Source organism: Sulfuricystis thermophila, from assembly GCF_004323595.1.
GTDB lineage: Bacteria > Pseudomonadota > Gammaproteobacteria > Burkholderiales > Rhodocyclaceae > Sulfuricystis > Sulfuricystis thermophila.
Genome location: NZ_AP019373.1, coordinates 180,218 through 195,462, shown reverse-complemented (window position 1 = coordinate 195,462; position 15,245 = coordinate 180,218). Strand labels below are relative to the sequence as shown.

17 protein-coding genes are annotated in these 15,245 nt (G+C 63.6%); 8 read left to right on the top strand and 9 right to left on the bottom strand.

The window, feature by feature from the left end:
• Nucleotides 1–14: 14 nt before the first annotated feature.
• The gene (gene mutM, locus M52SOB_RS01085; protein ID WP_131110049.1) at nt 15–827 is read left to right on the top strand and encodes a bifunctional DNA-formamidopyrimidine glycosylase/DNA-(apurinic or apyrimidinic site) lyase; all 813 of its coding nucleotides are present in this window, start codon (nt 15–17) and stop codon (nt 825–827) included.
• On the opposite strand, the gene M52SOB_RS01080 is transcribed toward mutM, so the two are convergent.
• From M52SOB_RS01080 to M52SOB_RS14090, 6 genes are all read right to left on the bottom strand, one after another.
• A complete protein-coding gene (locus M52SOB_RS01080; RefSeq protein WP_131110047.1) occupies nt 828–1,253 on the bottom strand; it encodes a universal stress protein in 426 nt (141 codons plus the stop codon).
• A 1-nt stretch (nt 1,254) separates the two neighbouring features.
• Nucleotides 1,255–1,983, bottom strand: coding sequence for a TerC family protein (locus tag M52SOB_RS01075; protein ID WP_131110045.1), 729 nt, complete (start codon nt 1,981–1,983; stop codon nt 1,255–1,257).
• Between the two features lie 76 nt (nt 1,984–2,059).
• Nucleotides 2,060–2,308 carry a YfhL family 4Fe-4S dicluster ferredoxin gene (locus M52SOB_RS01070; protein WP_131110043.1) on the bottom strand — a complete coding sequence of 83 codons (249 nt, stop codon included), beginning with the start codon at nt 2,306–2,308 and terminating at the stop codon, nt 2,060–2,062.
• 22 nt (nt 2,309–2,330) lie between these two features.
• A complete protein-coding gene (gene coaD, locus M52SOB_RS01065) occupies nt 2,331–2,822 on the bottom strand; it encodes a pantetheine-phosphate adenylyltransferase (RefSeq protein WP_131110041.1) in 492 nt (163 codons plus the stop codon).
• The gene (rsmD, locus tag M52SOB_RS01060) at nt 2,822–3,352 is read right to left on the bottom strand and encodes a 16S rRNA (guanine(966)-N(2))-methyltransferase RsmD (RefSeq protein WP_131110039.1); all 531 of its coding nucleotides are present in this window, start codon (nt 3,350–3,352) and stop codon (nt 2,822–2,824) included. Before rsmD ends, coaD begins: the two co-directional genes overlap by 1 nt.
• A 148-nt stretch (nt 3,353–3,500) precedes the next feature.
• Entirely contained in the window at nt 3,501–3,815 is a 315-nt protein-coding gene (locus M52SOB_RS14090; RefSeq protein ID WP_431306344.1) for a hypothetical protein, read from the bottom strand.
• Between the two features lie 206 nt (nt 3,816–4,021).
• On the opposite strand from M52SOB_RS14090, the gene M52SOB_RS01050 reads away from it, so the two are divergent.
• Both M52SOB_RS01050 and M52SOB_RS01045 read left to right on the top strand, forming a co-directional pair.
• Nucleotides 4,022–4,693: a hypothetical protein gene (locus M52SOB_RS01050; RefSeq protein WP_131110037.1), complete on the top strand. Its 672-nt coding sequence runs from the start codon at nt 4,022–4,024 to the stop codon at nt 4,691–4,693.
• The gene (locus M52SOB_RS01045; RefSeq protein WP_172601714.1) at nt 4,690–5,250 is read left to right on the top strand and encodes a FlgO family outer membrane protein; all 561 of its coding nucleotides are present in this window, start codon (nt 4,690–4,692) and stop codon (nt 5,248–5,250) included. Before M52SOB_RS01050 ends, M52SOB_RS01045 begins: the two co-directional genes overlap by 4 nt.
• 95 nt (nt 5,251–5,345) lie before the next feature.
• On the opposite strand, the gene M52SOB_RS01040 is transcribed toward M52SOB_RS01045, so the two are convergent.
• The 3 genes from M52SOB_RS01040 to M52SOB_RS01030 all read right to left on the bottom strand — a co-directional run bounded on the left by M52SOB_RS01040 (nt 5,346) and on the right by M52SOB_RS01030 (nt 8,478).
• Complete coding sequence (locus tag M52SOB_RS01040; protein WP_131110036.1) at nt 5,346–5,531, bottom strand: DUF2283 domain-containing protein; 186 nt, start codon at nt 5,529–5,531, stop codon at nt 5,346–5,348.
• A 284-nt stretch (nt 5,532–5,815) separates the two neighbouring features.
• On the bottom strand, nt 5,816–7,102 hold the full coding sequence (locus M52SOB_RS01035) for a M16 family metallopeptidase (protein ID WP_131110034.1): 1,287 nt from the start codon (nt 7,100–7,102) through the stop codon (nt 5,816–5,818).
• 11 nt (nt 7,103–7,113) lie between these two features.
• Entirely contained in the window at nt 7,114–8,478 is a 1,365-nt protein-coding gene (locus tag M52SOB_RS01030; RefSeq protein ID WP_131110032.1) for a M16 family metallopeptidase, read from the bottom strand.
• Nucleotides 8,479–8,551: 73 nt separating this feature from the next.
• Here M52SOB_RS01030 and ftsY point away from each other — a divergent pair, with 73 nt between their 5' ends.
• Genes ftsY through M52SOB_RS01005 form a run of 5 tightly spaced genes read left to right on the top strand, consistent with a single transcriptional unit; the run spans nt 8,552 to nt 15,245 of the window.
• The gene (gene ftsY, locus M52SOB_RS01025) at nt 8,552–9,517 is read left to right on the top strand and encodes a signal recognition particle-docking protein FtsY (protein WP_131110030.1); all 966 of its coding nucleotides are present in this window, start codon (nt 8,552–8,554) and stop codon (nt 9,515–9,517) included.
• A complete protein-coding gene (locus M52SOB_RS01020; protein WP_131110028.1) occupies nt 9,514–11,124 on the top strand; it encodes an NAD(P)/FAD-dependent oxidoreductase in 1,611 nt (536 codons plus the stop codon). Before ftsY ends, M52SOB_RS01020 begins: the two co-directional genes overlap by 4 nt.
• Nucleotides 11,125–11,179: 55 nt before the next feature.
• Nucleotides 11,180–13,240, top strand: a complete 2,061-nt coding sequence (locus M52SOB_RS01015; protein WP_172601713.1) for a methyl-accepting chemotaxis protein — start codon at nt 11,180–11,182, stop codon at nt 13,238–13,240.
• Nucleotides 13,241–13,245: 5 nt separating this feature from the next.
• A complete protein-coding gene (locus M52SOB_RS01010; RefSeq protein ID WP_131110025.1) occupies nt 13,246–14,121 on the top strand; it encodes a cell division protein FtsX in 876 nt (291 codons plus the stop codon).
• Nucleotides 14,118–15,245 carry a MalY/PatB family protein gene (locus M52SOB_RS01005; RefSeq protein ID WP_131110023.1) on the top strand — a complete coding sequence of 376 codons (1,128 nt, stop codon included), beginning with the start codon at nt 14,118–14,120 and terminating at the stop codon, nt 15,243–15,245. Before M52SOB_RS01010 ends, M52SOB_RS01005 begins: the two co-directional genes overlap by 4 nt.

The following is a 15,245-nucleotide window of genomic DNA, read 5'->3' as shown; positions in this document are numbered from 1 at the left end:
TTCCCACCCGCTTCATGCCTGAGCTCCCCGAAGTCGAAGTCACCCGGCGCGGCATCGAGAAACGTCTCGCCGGCCGGCAGCTCGACCGTGCCGTGCTGCGAGCGCCGAGTTTGCGCTATCCGGTTCCCGCCGGCCTTCCTCGGCACTTGTCCGGCCGCTCGCTGATCGAGGCGAAACGTCGCGGCAAATATCTGCTGCTCGACTTTGCGGACGGGCATCTCTTGATCCATCTGGGCATGTCCGGCAGCCTGCGCTTCGTCGCCCCCGGCACGCCGGCCGGTCGCCACGATCATGCCGATTTCGTCTTTGGTGAAGATGTCCTACGGCTCACCGATCCGCGCCGCTTCGGCGCGCTGCTTTGGCTGGCAGGCGATCCGCTCGCCCACCCGCTGCTCGCGACGCTCGGTATCGAGCCGCTCTCTCGCGCCTTCACACCGGCCTGGCTGCATGCGACGCTCGCGGGTAAGCGTGTGGCGATCAAGCCGGCGCTGATGGACAGCCGCCTCATCGTCGGCATCGGCAACATCTATGCCTCGGAGAGCCTGTTCCAGGCCGGCATCGACCCGCGCCGCGCCGCCGGCAGCGTTTCATTGGCAAGGCTCGAACGGCTGGTCCCCGCGATCAAGACGACGCTGCGCGCCGCGATCCGCGCCGGCGGCAGCACGCTGCGCGATTTCTGCGGGCCGGAGGGCATGGGCGATTTCCAGGTGCGCCACCAGGTCTATGGCCGCGCGGGCGAACCCTGCCTGCGCTGCGGCACGCCGATCCGGCAGATCCGCCAGGGACAGCGGTCGACGTATTTCTGTCCGTCCTGTCAGAATCGATAATTACCTGACCAGCAGCACCGGCACCGGCGCATGGGCGACGACACGGCTCGCCACCGAGCCGAGCAGCGTGCCGGAAATTCCGGTGTGGCCGCGCGTGCCGAGCAGGATCAGCTCGCAGCCGAGGTCGGCGGCATAGGCGGTGATGGTCTCGGCACTGTTGCCGACCGAGACGTGCAGTTGCGGCACGATGCCGGCGGCTTCGAGCCGGCCCTTGGCCTCGGCGAGCGCCTTCAAGCCCTCCTCGCGGTGGAAGTCGCGGATCTGCCCGGCATTGATGAAACGACTCACGTCGCCGGAGAGCGGGGGCTGCACGTTGAGGAGGTGGATCGTCGGCAGGGTTTTCCAGTCGTCGCGGTGGGCGATGATCCAGTCGATCGGCTTGAGCGAGATCGCATCGCCATCGACGGGCACGAGCCAGTTCGCCATTTCAGTTCTCCTTGTCTTCCGCCAGCAGATCCTCGGGCGCTTTCGCCGGCCGCAACCTCAGCGTGCGCGCCGCCAGCCACTTGCCGATGACCACGACCAGTAATGCCCCGAGCGCGGCCATCAGATATTTCGCATACGGCAAGCCGGCGAAGAAGTCCTTGGGCAGCGCCGGATCGGAAACGATCATGCCGCCGCCGATCCAGCCGAGCAGCGCGCCGCCGCCAGTGATGACGACCGGGTAGCGATCCATCAGTTTCAGCACCAGCTGGCTGCCCCAGACGACGATCGGGATCGAGACCAGGATGCCGAAAATCACCAGCAGGATGCTGCCGTGCGCCGCGGCAGCGACGGCGATCACGTTGTCGAGGCTCATCACCGCATCGGCGACGATGATGGTCTTGATCGCGCCGGCGAGCGTCGTGGCGGCCGCGACTTCGCCATGACCTTCTTCCTCAGGCTGCAAGAGCTTGATGCCGATCCAGACCAGCAGCAGCGCACCGGCGATCTTCAGCCAGGGCACTTCGAGCAATTGCAGCGCGAAGAAAATCAGTATCACGCGCAGCGCGATGGCACCGGCCACACCCCAGAAGATACCCTGGCGCCGCTGGGCCTCAGGCAGCTTGCGGCAGGCAAGCGCAATGACCACCGCATTGTCGCCGCCCAAAAGGATGTCGATCGCGATGATCTGCAGCACGGCGATCCAGAAGGTGAGCGTGGTCGGATCGGTCATCGGCGTATCAGACAAAAAACCGGGCCCCGCCAGGCGCCCGGTGACGACGGTGAGATTGACAGGCGCAGATTCGTGCTCAGCTACCCGTCAGTTTCTTGAACTTCTCCAGCAGCTGATCCTGCGTCTCGGGATGGTTCGGGTCTTTGATGATGCAATCGACCGGGCAGACCTCGATGCACTGGGGGGTATCGAAGTGGCCGACGCATTCGGTGCACTTGTTGGGATCGATGACGTAAATCTCATCACCTTGCGAAATCGCGCCGTTGGGGCACTCGGGCTCGCAGACATCGCAGTTGATGCATTCGTCGGTGATCATCAGGGCCATTGCTTGCTTCCTCTCGCTTTCATCAAGAACGTTTGCGGAACTTCTCCGCCAGGCGCGCCGCGACCAGCGGATGCACGAATTTAGAGACATCGCCCCCCAGGCTTGCGATCTCCCTAACCATTGTCGCCGAGATGAACATATATTGTTCGCCCGGCGTCAAAAACAAGGTGTCGATGTCGGGATGCAGCACGCGGTTCATTCCCGCCATCTGGAATTCATACTCGAAATCGGAGGCGGCGCGCAGGCCGCGCATGATGATCCGTGCCCTCTGCTCGCGCAGGAAATCCATCAGCAGGCCGGTGAAGCCGAATACCTCGACATTGGGTAAGTCGGCACACAACTCACGGGCGATCTCGACCCGCTCGTCGAGCGTGAACAACGGCCGCTTGCCGTGACTCGCGGCGATGCCGACGATGACCCGGGAAAAGAGCCGCGCGGCGCGGCGCACCAGATCTTCGTGCCCCCGTGTGAAGGGGTCGAAAGTGCCCGGATAGACGGCGATGCCGTTGTTCATCAGCGCTCCAGCAAATGATAGAAGACCTGGCCGGCTTGTCCGCGTTTCACCGTCCGCCACTCGCCGAGGGCATCGAGACGGTGCTCGGCTTCCGCATAGACCCGCATTCCCGGCCTGGCCAGCCGCGGCAGGAACGGCGCCACACGCTCCAGCCAGCCCTGCCGGTAAGGCGGATCGAGCAGCACCAGATCGAATGTTTCGGCCGATTGCGCAGCAAATTCTAGCGCATCCATGCGTATGAGCCGCAGCCGATCGCCGTCGAACGACACCGCATTTTCCTTGAGCCGGGCGAAGGCATCCCGATCGCGCTCGACCAGCACGACTTCGGCCGCACCGCGCGAAGCACATTCGAAGCCGAGGATGCCGCTGCCGGCGAACAAATCGAGGCAATGCCAGCCGGACAAATCCTGGCCGAGCCAGTTGAAAAGGGTTTCACGCACGCGGTCCGGCGTCGGCCGCAGGCCGGGTGTGTCGGCGACGCGAATCAGGCGGCTGCGCCAGGCGCCGCCAGTGATGCGGATGCGGCTCATCGAGGAGGGGGGCGGTCTGCCATTGGATGGCGCGCAATTTTGCTGCCGTTTCGAAGACATGACAACACACGACACGGTGGCAGTGAGAAAACGCCCGCGCCCTGGAGGAAAGTCTTGCGACCCCTAGGGGTATCGTTTCGGCATGAGATCAGTCAAATGTGCCTTCCCTCGTCGGCAGTCGTAACAGCTTTATTTCTTGAGCGCACAAAATCGTTTGATCATTTCGAAGACGAAATCCTTTTCGGCGTTGGAAAGACTTCCCATCAAAGCTGCCAGCAACTCCGCGTCGTTGCGCAGCCGATTTTCGAGCGGAGCATCCTCGAACAATCTCGCGAGAGGAATTCCGAATATGCCGGACATCCGATGTAGCGTTGGCAGCGACGGCAAAGTTACCCCCCCTCTCGAATCGCGATACGGTTATCGGATCTACATCCAAAGCCAACGCCAGTTGCTCCTGCGTCATGCCTTGGGCTTTTCTCCAACGGGCAATGGTCTTGCCTATGGCGAGGGCGAGCTCGTGGCGCACGGTAAACCTAATCTGATTGGCGAATTGCCAAACAGAAATGATTGAGCTTCTTGGGATTTTGTGTTAGGGTGCGATATGCCTACCTTTTATTTAGGCGTATTAGGTTTATACGGATCAGCTATCACGGACTTGGGAGGCTTTCGATGAGATTTCATACCACGGGTGCCGCACTGGCTACAGCGGCGATACTTGCCGGTTGCGCGGCGCCATTCAGTGAGGCGCCGCTCGCAACCAATTTCCCTTCGACGAAACAAGAAAAAATTCAGGCAGCAGCGCACTGGGACATCATCGCCAAGGATGTCGCAAACAGGATCGCCTCCAGCCTACCCGACAAGCGCCCCTTGCATGTCGTCCGCAAACCCGGGGCATCTGCGTTTGACCGCGCGTTCGAGAATCTGCTCATCTCGTCGCTCGTAGCGAATGGCCAGACGGTCATGAAACGGCCTGACGGCGCCCTGAACGTCGAGGTCGACACCCAAGTCGTGAGCTTTTCCGCAAACCGTCCACAGTATCGGCACCACGGAACGGCGACGGCCTTGGCGACTGGCCTTTGGGCGTTGGATGCCGTCGAAGCAACGGGGGCAGGCGCTCTGACTGCAGCCATAGTGGCCGGCGATGCCTACAGCTGGTTCCGCTCCGAGTTCGCCACCGGTGAAACACCCCAAACCGAAATCATCGTCACGACCGGCGTCAATGACGGTAACCGCTATCTGGCGCGCAATACGAGCATTTACTACGTCGCCGACAACGACAAGACTCTTTATCAAGGCTTGGCCGCACAGACTCAGAAAATCAAGGTGGGAGGCGGCGAATGACGACAAAAAGGCTTTTCGGACTGACGGGTCTCTGCTGTGTCGCCCTGGGGCTGCCGGCCTGCTCGAATACGCCGGCCCCCAAACCGGAACCCACGTGGGAACAGGCTGCGGCCAACCCGCTGATCCCCGCAAACTATAAAGCGGCGGAAGCGTTGCTCGCGCAAGCGAACCCAGTATTGACCAATACCCAACCGCTGATCATCGCCACCGTCGTCAATATCGACAATCTCGATCAATCTTCGACACTTGGCCGTTTGATCTCGGAGCATGTTTCTGCGCGCTTCACCAAGGCCGGCTACCGCATGATCGAGCTCAAATATCGAAACAGCGTGTATGTCAAACGCAGCCAAGGCGAACTGATGCTGACCCGCGAGATCAAGGACCTGGCGCAATCGCACGATGCACAGGCCGTCATCGTCGGCACTTATGGTCAGAGCGACGAATTCGTTTTCGTCAATCTGAAAGTCATCCAGCCGGCGACGAATATCGTTCTCGCGGTTCAGGACTATGTCCTGCCGCTCGACAATTCGACGAAAGCCTTGTTGAGAAGCCGCTGAAACGGGACGGGGAACCCAATCCCCGTCTCTTTCAATCTCCCGCCACGATCACGATGATGTGGTGTTCCTGCAACATCTGCAAGCGGCACAGCCGGTCATGCTGCCTTGGGCAAGGGTGTCTTGGCGCGCTTACTGACCGAGAGCAGCTCGATCCCGACCACATTGCCTTCCTTGTCGTAATCGATCACCACGCCGGGGCGAACGCTTTCCGACCGCTCGATCTCGGCATCGCTGATTTCCATATAGGCGGCATCGGCCACCGGATCGTATTCGAACTTCATAGATCGGTCACTCCGTCATCGAAAAAGACCGTCACGACGCGCACGGGTTCGCACCTTTCGTTGTAGATGACCCGCAGCACGCGAAATCCGCGTTCCGCAATGGGACGCAGTGCGTGAGCAAGCTCAGGATCATCAGATCGTTTTCCGTTCTGGCTGGATGTTCCAAAGTCGCGGCGATTTATTGACGCTGAATCTTGCGTCGTTTTGCCCGCTGTTCGGCGTGTTCTGTCAGAACGAAATCCATCGATCGGTTAGTCTAAACTCAAATGTGCTCGCCCGCTCGCTCAGTTCCCCGCCACGATCACGGTGACGAGGTTTTCCGGCTTGACGGTGCGCCGGAAGGCCGCCTTGACGTCTTCGCGCGTTACCGCCGCGACCTTTTTCGGAAACTCGTCGAGGTAGTCGAGCGGCAGATCGTAGAAACCGATCAGCGAGAGGTAGCCCAACAGCTTCGCATTGCTGTCGATGCGCAGCGCCTGGCCCTGGATCAGGTTCTTTTTCGCCGCGGTGAGTTCTTCTTCCGTCGGGCCTTCGGCGAGGAAGCGCTCGAGCACATCCTGGACGACTTTCAGCGCATCCTCGACCTGCTCGCGCTTGGTTTGCAGACCGATCTCGAACGGCCCTTCGAGCTGGCGCGGCCCGAAGTAGGAATAGACGCTGTAGGCGTAGCCGCGCTTTTCGCGCACTTCCTTCATCAGCCGCGAGACGAAACCGCCGCCGCCGAGGGTGTAGTTGCCCACAAGCAGCGCGAAATATTCTGGGCTGGCGCTGCGCCGGATCGCCGGCAGGCCGATGTGGATGTGCGCTTGCACCGCCGGGTGAGGGACTTTGATCGTCTCGCGCGCCGGCAGCGTCACGCTAGGGAGCGGCGCAGGCGCGTGGCCTGCCGGCAGCGCCGCGGTGATGTTGCGTGCGATCGTTTCGGCCTCGGCGCGGCTCACATCGCCGAGGATCGAGATCACTGCGCCGTGGGCGACGTAATGCGCCTTGTGAAAGGCGACGAGGTCTTCGCGCGTGATCATGGCGACGCTCTCGGCGGTCGGCACCCTGCCATAGGGATGATCGGGATAGAGCGCCTGGGCGAAGCGCTTGGCGGCGATCGCATCCGGGCGCGTGTCGGCATCTTTGAGCGCTTCGATGCTGCGCGTCTTTTCGCGCTCGAAGGCGGCCGCCGGAAAAGTCGGCGCTGACAGGACGGCAGTGAACAGCGCCAGCGCGCCCTCCTTTTCCTCCCGGGAGGAGAGCGTGCGCAGGCTGACGCTCGCCTTGTCGTGATCGGCAGAGGTGGCAAGTCGCGCGCCCAGCTCGACCAGGCGCGCCGAGATGTGTTCTTCGTCCAGCTCGGGGGTGCCGGCATCGAGGAGGCTTGCGGTTAAGCTGGCTAGCCCGGCCTTGCCGCTGGGGTTGCGCGCATCGCCGGCGGGGAAATCGACCTGCACGTCGAGGATCGGCAGATCATGATTCTCGACGAAATAGACCCTGGCGCCGGAAGGCAGCACCCAGTGTTCAATCTTCGGGCCGGCGATCGCCTGGCTTAAGCAGAACCACAGCAAAACGAACAGGAAACGCATGGTAGTCACCTTCAGTGGCGGGTGGCAAAGCCGCGCTTCTTCGGCTGCGCCGGATCGAGCGGTTGCGGATCGAGCACGGCAACGGTGAGCGTGTCGTCGATGAAATACTTCTTCGCCACCGCCTGCACTTCCTCGGCGGTGACGCTCTTGATCTTGTCGACGAATTTGTCGATGTCGCGCCAGGACAAGCCTGCCGACATGAACTGGCCGATCTCCATCGCCTGCGCCATCATCGAGTCGCGCTTATAGACCTGCGCGGCGACGACCTGGGTTTTGACGCGCTTCAATTCCTCCTCGGTGACCCCTTCTTCCTGGATGCGCTTGATTTCGGCTTTCAGCGCGGCTTCGAGCGCGTCGATCGTGCGGCCGGCCGCCGGCTGGCCGGCGAGGACGAATTGCGCTTCGCCACGGAGGATCGCGTCGTAGCCGGCCGAGGCCGACTGGGCGATCTTCTCACTACGCACCAGGCGCTTGGGAAAACGCGCCGCGTCGTTGCCATCGAGGAGTGCTGCGAGCACTTCGAGCGCGAAGGGCTCGCGATCCTGATCGATATCGACGAGCTTGGGCACCTTCCAGGCCATCAAAAGATAGGGCAGCTCGGCGGGCGCCTTGACGATCGCGCGTCGCTCGCCGCGTTGTGGCGGTTCCTTCTGCGGCTTGCGTTCCGGCAGGGGTTTTGCCTTGTGCCGGCCATAGGTCGCTTCGGCGAGCCGGAACACCTCGCGATGATCGACATCGCCCACCACGACGACATAGGCGTTGTTCGGCGCATACCAAGCGCGATACCACTCGCGCGCATCGCGCCAGCTCATGTTGTCGAGATCGTTCATCCAGCCGATGATCGGCCGGCGGTAGGGGTGCGCCAGGAAAGCCGCGGCGTTCAGGGTTTCATAAACGCGCGCCTGCGGGTTGTCCTCGGTGCGCAGCCGCCGTTCTTCCTTGACGACCTCGATTTCGCTGGTGAATTCCTCGGCTTTGAGCGTGAGATTCGCCATCCGGTCGGCTTCCAGCCGCATCATCTCAGGGAGCGCTTCTTTCGGCACGATCTGGAAATAGGCCGTGTAATCGAGGCTGGTGAAGGCATTGTCGCGTCCGCCCGCTGCGGCGACGCGCTGGTTGAACTCGCCTGGTTTCACGGTCTTGGTGCCCTTGAACATCATGTGTTCGAGCACATGGGCGACACCCGAGGTGCCGTCCTTCTCGTCCATGCTGCCAGCGCGATACCAGACCATATGCACGGCGGTCGGCGCGCGGTGGTCTTCCTTGACGATCACCTTGAGACCATTCTTCAGCGTGGTCTCGAAGGGGTTTGCAAAAGTCGGCGCCGGCAGGACGGCAACCAGCAGGGCGCAGGCGAGAAACGATCTGTTTTTCATGAGTTTTTCAAGCGGCTGATAGAATCGAGCAGGCGCATCTTAGCGCGCAACCCTCTTACGACACATCCCGCGCATGTTTGGTTTCCTGAAGAAAGACAAGCCCGTCGATCGAGCGCCTGACGCCGCCAAGCCTTCCTGGAGCGAGCGCCTCAAAGCCGGCCTGGCGAAGACGCGCGCCGCGCTCACCACCCCACTTTCCGAACTCTTTTCGCGCGCGAAGATCGACGACGAACTGCTCGAAGAGCTCGAAGCGACGCTCTTGATGGCCGATTGCGGCGTCGAGGCGACGCAATGGCTGCTCGATCAGCTCAAGGCGAAGGTCAAGAAAGAAAAGCTCGAAGCGCCGGCCCAGTTGCGCGCGGCGCTCATCGACCTGATGACGGAACTCCTCAAGCCGCTGGAAGCGCCGCTCGAAGTCGGCGCGCACAAGCCGTTCATCATCATGATCGCCGGGGTCAATGGCGCCGGCAAGACCACCTCGATCGGCAAGCTCGCCAAGCAGTTCCAGAAGGAGGGCCGGAGCGTGCTGCTTGCCGCCGGCGACACTTTCCGCGCCGCGGCGCGCGAGCAGCTCGCCGAATGGGGACGCAGGAACGACGTCACCGTAGTCAGCCAGGAGAGTGGTGATCCGGCCGCCGTCGTGTTCGACGCGATTTCCGCCGCGCGCGCCCGCGGGGTGGACATCGTGATGGCCGATACTGCGGGCCGCCTGCCCACACAACTGCATCTCATGGAGGAAATCGCCAAGGTGCGCCGCGTGATCCAGAAGGCGGAGCCCAGCGGGCCGCACGAGGTGCTCTTGGTGCTCGACGCCAACATCGGCCAGAATGCGATTGCCCAGGTCAAAGCCTTCGACAAGGCGATCCATGTCACGGGGCTGATCGTCACCAAGCTCGATGGCACCGCGAAGGGCGGCGTGCTCGCGGCGATTGCGCGCCAGTGCCCGAAGCCGGTGCGCTTCATCGGCGTCGGCGAAGGCATCGACGACTTGCAGCCGTTCAAGGCGCGCGCGTTCGTCGAGGCATTGTTCGGCGCGTGATCAGGGTCACCGAACTGCGGCTACCGCTGGAGCACACGGCGGAGGAGCTCACCGCCGCCGTCCTTGAGCGGCTCGGCATCAGACCTGCCGAGCTGCTGAGGCTGGAAATCTTCAAACGCAGCCCGGATGCGCGCAAGAAGAATGCGCTACAGTTCGTCTATAGCCTCGATCTCGAAGTCGCCGACGAGGCGGCGGTGCTGGCACGCTTTGCCAACGATCCGCACGTCAAGCCGACGCCAGACATGCGCTATCGCTTCGTCACCCGTGCGCCGCAGGGAAATTTCCTGCGCCCGGTCGTCGTCGGTTTCGGCCCGGCTGGCATCTTCGCCGCGCTGATCCTGGCGCAGATGGGCTTCAAGCCGCTGGTGCTGGAGCGCGGCAAAAAGGTGCGCGAGCGCACCCGGGACACCTGGGATCTCTGGCGTCGCCACAACCTCCATCCCGAGTCGAATGTCCAGTTCGGCGAAGGCGGCGCCGGCACGTTTTCGGACGGCAAGCTCTACACACAGATCCGCGACCCACGGCATCTTTCCCGCAAGGTGCTGAGCGAATTCGTCAAGGCCGGGGCACCGGAGGAAATCCTGTGGGTCAATCGCCCGCACATCGGCACCTTTCGGCTCGTTTCGATGGTCGAGAAGATGCGCGCCGAGATCGAGGCCCTGGGCGGCGAGATCCGCTTTCAGACCCGCCTCGAAGACCTCATCATCGAAGACGGCCATCTGCGCGGTCTCGTCCTGCAGACGGGCGAAACTAGGGAGACGGTGCGCGCCGATCACGTCGTGCTGGCGTTGGGACACTCCGCGCGCGACACTTTCGCAATGCTCGGCCGGCGCGGCGTGTTCATGGAGGCCAAGCCTTTCGCGGTGGGTTTGCGCATCGAGCACCCGCAGTCGCTCATCGACCGCGCGCGCTACGGCAAATATGCCGGCCATCCGCTGTTGGGCGCGGCGGATTACAAGCTCGTCTACCACGCCTCGAGCGGCCGTGACGTCTATAGCTTCTGCATGTGCCCCGGCGGCCAGGTCGTCGCGGCGACCTCCGAGCCGGGCTGCGTCGTCACCAACGGCATGAGCCAGTATTCGCGCGCCGAGCGCAACGCCAACAGCGCACTGGTCGTCAATGTCGCCCCGGCCGACTTCGATGCGCAGGACGTGCTCGCCGGCGTCGCGTTCCAGCGCCGCTGGGAGCGCCGCGCCTTCGAGCTGGGCGGCGGCAACTACGCTGCGCCGGGGCAACGGTTGGAAGATTTTCTCGCCGGGCGACCCTCGGAGCATCTCGGCGACGTCGTTCCCTCCTACCAGCCGGCGGTGAAGCCCACCGACCTCACCACGGCGCTGCCGGCGTTCGCCATCGCCGCGCTCAAAGAAGCGATCCCCGTCTTCGACCGGCAGATCCGCGGCTTCGCGCTTCCCGACGCGGTGCTCACTGGGGTCGAGACGCGCACTTCCTCGCCGGTGCGCATCACCCGCGGCAAGGACTATCAAAGCCTCAACGTCAAAGGCTTGTTTCCGGCCGGCGAAGGGGCGGGCTACGCCGGCGGCATCCTCTCCGCCGCCGTCGATGGCATCGAAGTGGCCGAGGCATTGGCCCTTATTGCGGCTTCCTGAAAACCGCTTTCGCTGGAAAAATAGCCGGGATTCGACAACCCCGCGAGGAATCGTCATGCGCAACAACCAACCCGTCACCGGCATCGAACGCCAATACCCGAGCGACATCGCGATCATCTCCCATACCGACGAGAAAGGCCGCATCACCTTCGTCAATGACGACTTCTGCACCGTCAGCGGCTTCACCGAAGAAGAACTGATCGGCCAACCGCAGAACATCGTGCGTCACCCGGACATGCCGCCGGAAGCCTTTCGCGACCTGTGGGAGACGATCAAGCAAGGCCGCCCCTGGACGGGCCTGGTCAAGAACCGCTGCAAGAATGGCGACCACTACTGGGTGCGCGCTGCGGTGACGCCGCGGCCCGGCGGCGGCTACACCTCGGTGCGCACCAAGCCCAGCCGCGAGGAAGTCGCCGCCGCCGAAGCGCTCTATGCGAAGATGCGTCAGGATCCTTCGATCCGGCTGCACGAGGGACAGGTGAAACAAAAGCGCGTCTGGGGCTGGTTCGACGACATGAAGATCGGCAGCCGTCTCGCCCTGGTGGCGGTGCTAGTGATGGGGCTGCTGGTCGGCGCGCTGATCGAGAGTCAGTTTTCCGCCGGCCGAATCGAGACCTCCTACCACGACTACATCGAAAGGGACCAGGCGCGCCAAACCGACTTTTACAACATGTATGCCCAAGGCCTGCAAATGGGCCAGGCGCTGCGCAACGCGATGCTGGATCCCCAAAATCCCCAGGCTTATGACAATTACCAGAAAGCCGCGTCCAGCTTCGAGAAGGCCGTTACCCAGGCCGAGGCCCTCGACCGGCAAACCTTCAAGTCCGGCCTGCCCGAGCGGATCATTGCCTTGCGCGCCGAGCAGAAAAAATTGCACGAGCAGCTCTTCGAGCTCGTCAAGAGCGGGAAAGTCGAGGAGGCGAAGAGCCTGCTGGTCAAGGAGGAAACGCCGAAATGGCGCGAGATGCGGGCGCTGTTGCTCGACGAGATCAAGCGTCTCGACGAAACGACGCCGAAGCTGCTGGCCGATCTGAAGGCGGCCTCTGCGGCAGCAGGCCAGCGCAGCCTGCTCTTCGCGCTGCTCGCCGTCATTCTGGGCGGCATTCTGGCAGCCGCCATCCTCGTGCACATCAGCCGCAAGGCCAGAGAAACCGAACGGCTCATCAGCGTGATGGCCGGTGGCGATCTCTCCCAGGTGATCCGCGCCGAAGGAAAGGATGAATTCGCCGTCATCCTGTCACGCGTCGCGATGTTGAAAAACCGCCTGCACGAGGCCATCGGCCTGATCCAACAGACTGCGCGATCGCTGGATCAATCGAGTGGCGAGTTGATTACCGCGAGCAACGACACGGTAAAGGCGGCCGAGACGCAATCCGCCGCGATTTCAGACATCGCCAAAGCCGTCGAGGGGCTCTCCGTCTCCACCGAAGCGATGAGCGGCAATGCGCGGGAAGCGCTCGAAGCTGCGGCCGCAGCCGCTCAAGCGACGCGCGAAAGCGCCGCGACCAGCCGGGCCGCCGCCGAACACATCATGAGCGCCGCGCGCACGGTCGCCGACACCGAACAGCGCATCGCCGATCTGGCCTCGATGTCCGAGGAGATCAGCCGCGTCGTGCTGGTGATCCGCGAGATCGCCGACCAGACCAATCTCTTGGCGCTGAACGCCGCGATCGAAGCCGCACGCGCCGGCGAACAGGGCCGCGGCTTCGCCGTGGTGGCCGACGAGGTGCGCAAGCTCGCGGAACGCACCGGCAATTCGACCCAGGAGATCGCGGCAATGATCGCGCGCATCCAGGAGGTGAGCCGCTCGGTGGCCGCCGAAGTCGCGGCCAGCAGTCAGAGCGTCTCGGAAGGCGCGAAGAGCGCGGCCAATGCCGGCGAGATGGCTGCCAACGTCGAGCGGACGGTGCAGAAAGCCAGCCAGGCGGTGGAATCGATCGGCGCGGCGCTCGCCGAGAGCAGCGCCGCGACGCGCGAGATCGCCGGCAACATGGAACGTATTTCGCAAAGCGCGACACACAATGCCGAGGTGGCGCAGGGTTCGAGCGAGGAGGCGCGCAGGGTCGGCACCCTGGCGGCAAAGCTGAAAGTGCTGGCCGCGCAGTTCCATGTCTGAGGAAGATGGCTTCAGCGCTGCTCGCCCTGCGCCGGTTGTTCGCGGCGCCAGTCGATACCCTGCTGGCGATGCTCGGCATCGGCGTGCTGTGTGCCCTGCCGGTCGGCGGTTATCTGTTGCTCACCCCTCTCGCCTCGCTGGCACAGCGAACGGCGGCCGCGCCGGAACTGACCGTGTTTTTACCCGTCGCTGCCGAGCGCAAGGCCTCGCTCGCCGTCGAAGAGAGGCTCAAGGCCCTGCCAGGTGTGGCGAAGACCCGGCTGCTCAAGCGCGAGGACACGTTGACGCGCATGAAAACCAAGGGCACCGGCGGCTTGGCGGATGCAATCGCCGTGCTGCCGGACAATCCCTTTCCCGATGCGATCGTCGTCACGCCGACCGATGACGATCCGGCCACCCTCGATGCGCTGGCCGCGACGGTGCGCCAGTGGCGCGAGATCGAGCATGTCCAGGTGGATGCCGACTGGGCGCGCCGTCTGGCCGCGATCAACCGTCTGCTGAAGGCCGGCGGCATGCTGCTTGCCGGCCTGTTGACGCTGGCGCTGATCGCGATCGTCTTCAACGCCTTGCGCCTGCGGGCGGCCATCGAGCGCGCCCAGGCGCATGCCGGCTCTTTTTCAGCCGCAGACATCGGCCGACCGGCCCTCCTCTGGCAAGGTCTACTGCTCGGCTTTTTTGGCGGCTTGACGGCGTGGCTGATCGTCAGCGGGACGATGCTCTGGTTGCGGCTGCCGGTCGCGGAGCTCGCGGGCCTGTATGGCTTCGATTTCACGCTGGCGTTGCCCGGCATGCGTGAGATCGGCGCCATGTTGGGAATTTCTGTCCTGCTCGGCGGCTGCGGTGCATTGCTGGCCTGCGACTGGCGCGGACGAGGGGCATGAGCCTCGATTTCACGCCGCCGCCAGACTCGGTGCGCTGGCGCAAGTATGCCGGCCGCGACGTGATCCCGCTGTGGGTCGCCGACATGGATTTCCCCGCACCGCCGGCGGTCGTCGGCGCCCTGCAAGCACGCATCGCCTGTGGCCTGTACGGCTATGGCGAGCCCTGGCCATCGCTGGTCGAGGCCGTCATCGAGCACTGCCAGCGAGAATACGGCTGGCGCATCGAAGCAGAGTGGCTCGTCTGGCTGCCGGGGCTGGTGCCCGGCCTTCATGCTGCCTGCCACGCGGTCGGCATGGCAGGCGATGGGGTGTTCACCGCCACACCGGTCTATCCGCCTTTCCTGTCGGCGCCACTCAAGGCACGGCGCAGGCTGATGACGCTGCCGCTGGTGAGGAGCGAAGCGGGCTGGGGTTGGGACTTTGCCGCCGCCGATGCGATCATGCGCAGCAGCCGGCTATTCCTGCTTTGTCATCCGCACAATCCGGTCGGGCGTGCCTGGCGCAGCGACGAATTGTGGCAGCTCGCCGCACTCGCGGAAAAGCACGATCTCGTCGTCTGCTCGGACGAGATCCATTGCGATCTGACGCTCACCGGCCGGCACACACCGTTCGCCGCGCTGGCGCCGGAAATCGCCGCGCGGACGATCACGCTGATGGCGCCGTCGAAAACCTTCAATCTCGCCGGCCTCGGCTGCGCCTGGGCGATCATTCCCGATGCGGCGCTACGGCATGCCTTCGAGGGCGCCACCCACGGCATCGTGCCGCAGCCGAACGTGCTCGGGCTCGTCGCCTGTGAGGCCGCGTTGCGCGAGGGCGGCGCCTGGCGTGCGCAATTGCTGGATACCTTGCGCAGCCATGCGGCACGCGTCGAGCAGGTCGTGAATGCGCTGCCCAATCTCTCGATGGAACGCGTCGAGGCGAGTTTCCTCGCCTGGATCGATTGCCGCGAACTCGGCCTCGCACATCCCGCCGCATTCTTCGAGGAGGCCGGCATTGGTCTGTCCGACGGTGCCGCCTTCGGGCCGGGTTCCGCCTACGCGCAGTATGTGCGGATCAACTTCGGCACGACGCGCACTTTGCTCGATCGGGCGCTGGAACGCATCCGCAAAGCCTGCACGGCTTGA